The sequence below is a fragment of the Rhizobium sp. SVR5-9E genome, assembly GCF_056755095.1.
In genome coordinates, this window is the sequence record NZ_JBNDHS010000189.1 from 1 (window position 1) to 3373 (window position 3373).

4 protein-coding genes and 1 tRNA gene are annotated in these 3373 nt (G+C 60.7%); all 5 read left to right on the forward strand.

The window, feature by feature from the left end:
• Nucleotides 1–120: 120 nt before the first annotated feature.
• The 5 genes from ACPYOJ_RS34090 to ACPYOJ_RS34110 all read left to right on the forward strand — a co-directional run bounded on the left by ACPYOJ_RS34090 (nucleotide 121) and on the right by ACPYOJ_RS34110 (nucleotide 3240).
• A tRNA-Asp gene (locus tag ACPYOJ_RS34090) sits at nucleotides 121–197 on the forward strand.
• Between the two features lie 229 nt (nucleotides 198–426).
• Nucleotides 427–792 carry an NADH-quinone oxidoreductase subunit A gene (locus tag ACPYOJ_RS34095; RefSeq protein ID WP_008521906.1) on the forward strand — a complete coding sequence of 122 codons (366 nt, stop codon included), beginning with the start codon at nucleotides 427–429 and terminating at the stop codon, nucleotides 790–792.
• On the forward strand, nucleotides 783–1361 hold the full coding sequence (locus ACPYOJ_RS34100; protein ID WP_481420183.1) for a NuoB/complex I 20 kDa subunit family protein: 579 nt from the start codon (nucleotides 783–785) through the stop codon (nucleotides 1359–1361). The genes ACPYOJ_RS34095 and ACPYOJ_RS34100 overlap by 10 nt, the downstream gene beginning before the upstream one ends.
• Before the next feature lie 19 nt (nucleotides 1362–1380).
• Entirely contained in the window at nucleotides 1381–1983 is a 603-nt protein-coding gene (locus tag ACPYOJ_RS34105; protein ID WP_481420184.1) for an NADH-quinone oxidoreductase subunit C, read from the forward strand.
• Between the two features lie 66 nt (nucleotides 1984–2049).
• Nucleotides 2050–3240: an NADH-quinone oxidoreductase subunit D gene (locus ACPYOJ_RS34110; RefSeq protein ID WP_481420185.1), complete on the forward strand. Its 1191-nt coding sequence runs from the start codon at nucleotides 2050–2052 to the stop codon at nucleotides 3238–3240.
• Nucleotides 3241–3373: the final 133 nt, after the last annotated feature.

Below are 3373 nucleotides of genomic sequence, written 5' to 3' on the forward strand. Positions count from 1 at the left end.
GGGTGTAGCTCAGTCGGTTAGAGTGCCGGCCTGTCACGCCGGAGGTCGCGGGTTCGAGCCCCGTCACTCGCGCCATTTTGAGATGTGCCGCAAGGCGTTCCGGCCTTTCCTCCACGATGCGCGGGTGTAGCTCAGTCGGTTAGAGTGCCGGCCTGTCACGCCGGAGGTCGCGGGTTCGAGCCCCGTCACTCGCGCCATTCTTTCCAAGCCGTGCGCCTCTCGGTTTGCTGCCATGCGGCCGTCGCAACTTGTACGGATTTCTCACGGCTGTATAAGGTCGCCTCGTGACAGTGCCAATTGGCTTTCTAAAAGTCTTGCACCACGGCGCTGCCTGCGCTAACCACGGCGTGTTGCAACGCACGTACGCTTGCTCGGGGCATTTGCCCGTTGCGCCGCCCGGCGCACCGGCAAGTAGGGATGAACATGATGACTGAACTTCTCAGTTCCTATATTCCGATCGCGATTTTCATCGGCATCGCCTTGGTTATCGGCCTGGCGCTTCTCATTGCGCCCTTTGCCGTGGCCTTCAAGGCGCCGGATTCGGAAAAGCTTTCCGCATACGAATGCGGCTTCAATGCATTCGATGACGCGCGCATGAAGTTCGACATCCGATTCTATCTCGTTTCGATTCTCTTCATCATCTTCGACCTCGAGGTCGCCTTCCTCTTCCCGTGGGCCGTTTCCTTCGGCGCCATCGGCTGGTTCGGCTTCTGGTCCATGATGGTCTTCCTCCTGGTGCTGACCATCGGCTTTATTTATGAATGGAAGAAGGGGGCCCTGGAATGGGAGTGACCCAAAACAACACGCTCGTCGCGCCGCAGCCGAAAGGGATCATCGATCCCTCGACCGGCAAGCCGATCGGCAGCAATGACGCGTTCTTCGGCGAGATCAACAACGAGCTTGCCGATAAGGGTTTTCTCGTCACCTCGACCGACGAGTTGATCAACTGGGCCCGCACGGGCTCGCTGATGTGGATGACCTTCGGTCTCGCCTGCTGCGCCGTCGAGATGATGCAGGTGTCGATGCCGCGTTACGACGTCGAGCGCTTCGGTTTTGCGCCGCGCGCTTCGCCGCGCCAGTCGGACGTCATGATCGTTGCCGGCACGCTCACCAACAAGATGGCCCCCGCGCTCCGCAAGGTCTACGACCAGATGCCGGAGCCACGGTACGTCATCTCTATGGGCTCCTGCGCCAATGGCGGCGGGTACTATCACTATTCCTACTCGGTGGTTCGCGGCTGCGATCGCGTCGTGCCGGTCGACATCTATGTGCCGGGCTGTCCGCCCACGGCCGAGGCGCTGCTTTACGGCGTGCTTCTGCTGCAGAAGAAGATCCGGCGCACCGGCACGATCGAGCGGTAAGGGGTTAAGGACAACAGACATGAGCGAAGCCCTTACTGAGCTTTCGTCCTACGTATCGGAAGCACGCGGCAACCTGATTGCTGCCTCGCAGATCAAATATGGCGAGCTGACGCTGACGACGACCGGCGACAACCTGATCCCGCTGCTGACCTTCCTGCGCGATGACGCCAATTGCGGCTTCGTCAACCTGACGGACATCTGCGGCGTCGACTGGCCGCAGCGCGAGCAGCGTTTCGACGTCGTCTACCATCTTCTGTCGCCGAAGAAGAACCTGCGCGTCCGCGTGAAGGTGGCGACCGACGAGGATACGCCGGTTCCGTCCGCTTTCGGGGTTTATCCGGGCGCCGACTGGTTCGAGCGTGAGACCTGGGACATGTACGGCGTGCTCTTCACCGGCCATCCGGACCTGCGCCGCATCCTGACCGACTACGGCTTCGAAGGCCATCCGCTTCGCAAGGACTTCCCGACCACCGGTTTCGTCGAAGTTCGTTACGACGATTCTGCAAAGCGGGTCGTTTACGAGCCTGTCGAATTGAAGCAGGAATTCCGTAACTTCGACTTCCTGTCGCCTTGGGAAGGCACCGACTACGTGCTGCCGGGCGACGAAAAAGCGAAGCAATAATTCGAAGGCGTGCGGCGGGTTGGCGCCCGCTCATCACTGTTTATCTGAGAACGCGAGCTCATCGCCATGACAGAACATAACGTCCGCAACTTCAACATCAATTTCGGACCGCAGCATCCGGCGGCACACGGCGTTCTTCGTCTTGTCCTCGAGCTTGACGGCGAAATTGTGGAGCGCGTCGATCCGCACATCGGGCTGCTGCATCGCGGCACCGAAAAGCTCATCGAAACAAAGACCTATCTGCAGGCCGTGCCCTATTTCGATCGCCTCGATTACGTGGCGCCGATGAACCAGGAGCATGCCTACGCGCTCGCCGTTGAGAAGCTGCTCGGCATCGAAATCCCGATTCGCGGCCAGCTGATTCGCGTGCTCTATTCGGAAATCGGCCGTATCCTGTCGCATCTGCTGAACGTCACGACGCAGGCGTTGGACATCGGCGCTCTGACGCCGCCGCTCTGGGGCTTCGAAGAGCGCGAAAAGCTGATGGTGTTCTATGAGCGCGCTTCCGGTTCGCGCATGCATGCCGCTTACTTCCGCCCGGGCGGTGTCCACCAGGATCTGCCGGAAAAGCTCGTCCAGGATATCGGCGACTGGTGCGACCCCTTCTTGAAGGCGCTGGATGACATCGACAATCTTCTCACCGGCAACCGGATCTTCAAGCAGCGCAACGTCGATATCGGCGTGGTTTCGCTGGACGATGCATGGCGCCTGGGCTTCTCCGGCGTCATGGTCCGTGGCTCCGGCGCCGCATGGGACCTGCGCCGCGCGCAGCCCTACGAGTGCTATTCCGATCTCGAGTTCGATATTCCGGTCGGCAAGAACGGCGACTGTTATGACCGCTATCTGATCCGCATGATCGAAATGCGTGAATCGGTCCGCATCATGAAGCAGTGCGTCAACCGCCTGCTCGGCGATGCCAAGACCGGCCCATTCTCCTCGATCGACGGCAAGGTGGTGCCGCCGAAGCGCGGCGAGATGAAGCGCTCGATGGAGGCGCTGATCCACCACTTCAAGCTCTATACCGAAGGCTACCACGTCCCGGCGGGCGAAGTTTACGCCGCCGTCGAGGCGCCGAAGGGCGAGTTCGGCGTTTACCTTATCTCCGATGGCACCAACAAGCCGTATCGTTGCAAGATCAGGGCGCCCGGCTACGCGCATCTTCAGGCCATGGATTTCATTTGCCGCGGCCACATGCTGGCTGACGTCTCCGCCATCCTCGGCTCGCTCGACATCGTGTTCGGCGAGGTGGACCGCTGATGCAGCTTGCCGCGCTTTCAGCAGCCTTGTTCCTGTTGGCATCCGGAGCGTCAGCTCAGGACAATCAGGGCTTCGGACAGAAGCTGGGCGCGCCCGAAGTAGCGCCGCCTCCGGCCGCGAACACCTCCATGAG

Excerpts from the sequence above, each read along its gene's own strand:
- ACPYOJ_RS34100 (WP_481420183.1), top strand. The coding sequence starts at position 783 with ATGGGAGTGACCCAAAACAACACGCTCGTCGCGCCGCAGCCGAAAGGG.
- ACPYOJ_RS34105 (WP_481420184.1), top strand. The coding sequence starts at position 1,381 with ATGAGCGAAGCCCTTACTGAGCTTTCGTCCTACGTATCGGAAGCACGC.
- ACPYOJ_RS34110 (WP_481420185.1), top strand. The coding sequence starts at position 2,050 with ATGACAGAACATAACGTCCGCAACTTCAACATCAATTTCGGACCGCAG.
- ACPYOJ_RS34095 (WP_008521906.1), top strand. The coding sequence starts at position 427 with ATGACTGAACTTCTCAGTTCCTATATTCCGATCGCGATTTTCATCGGC.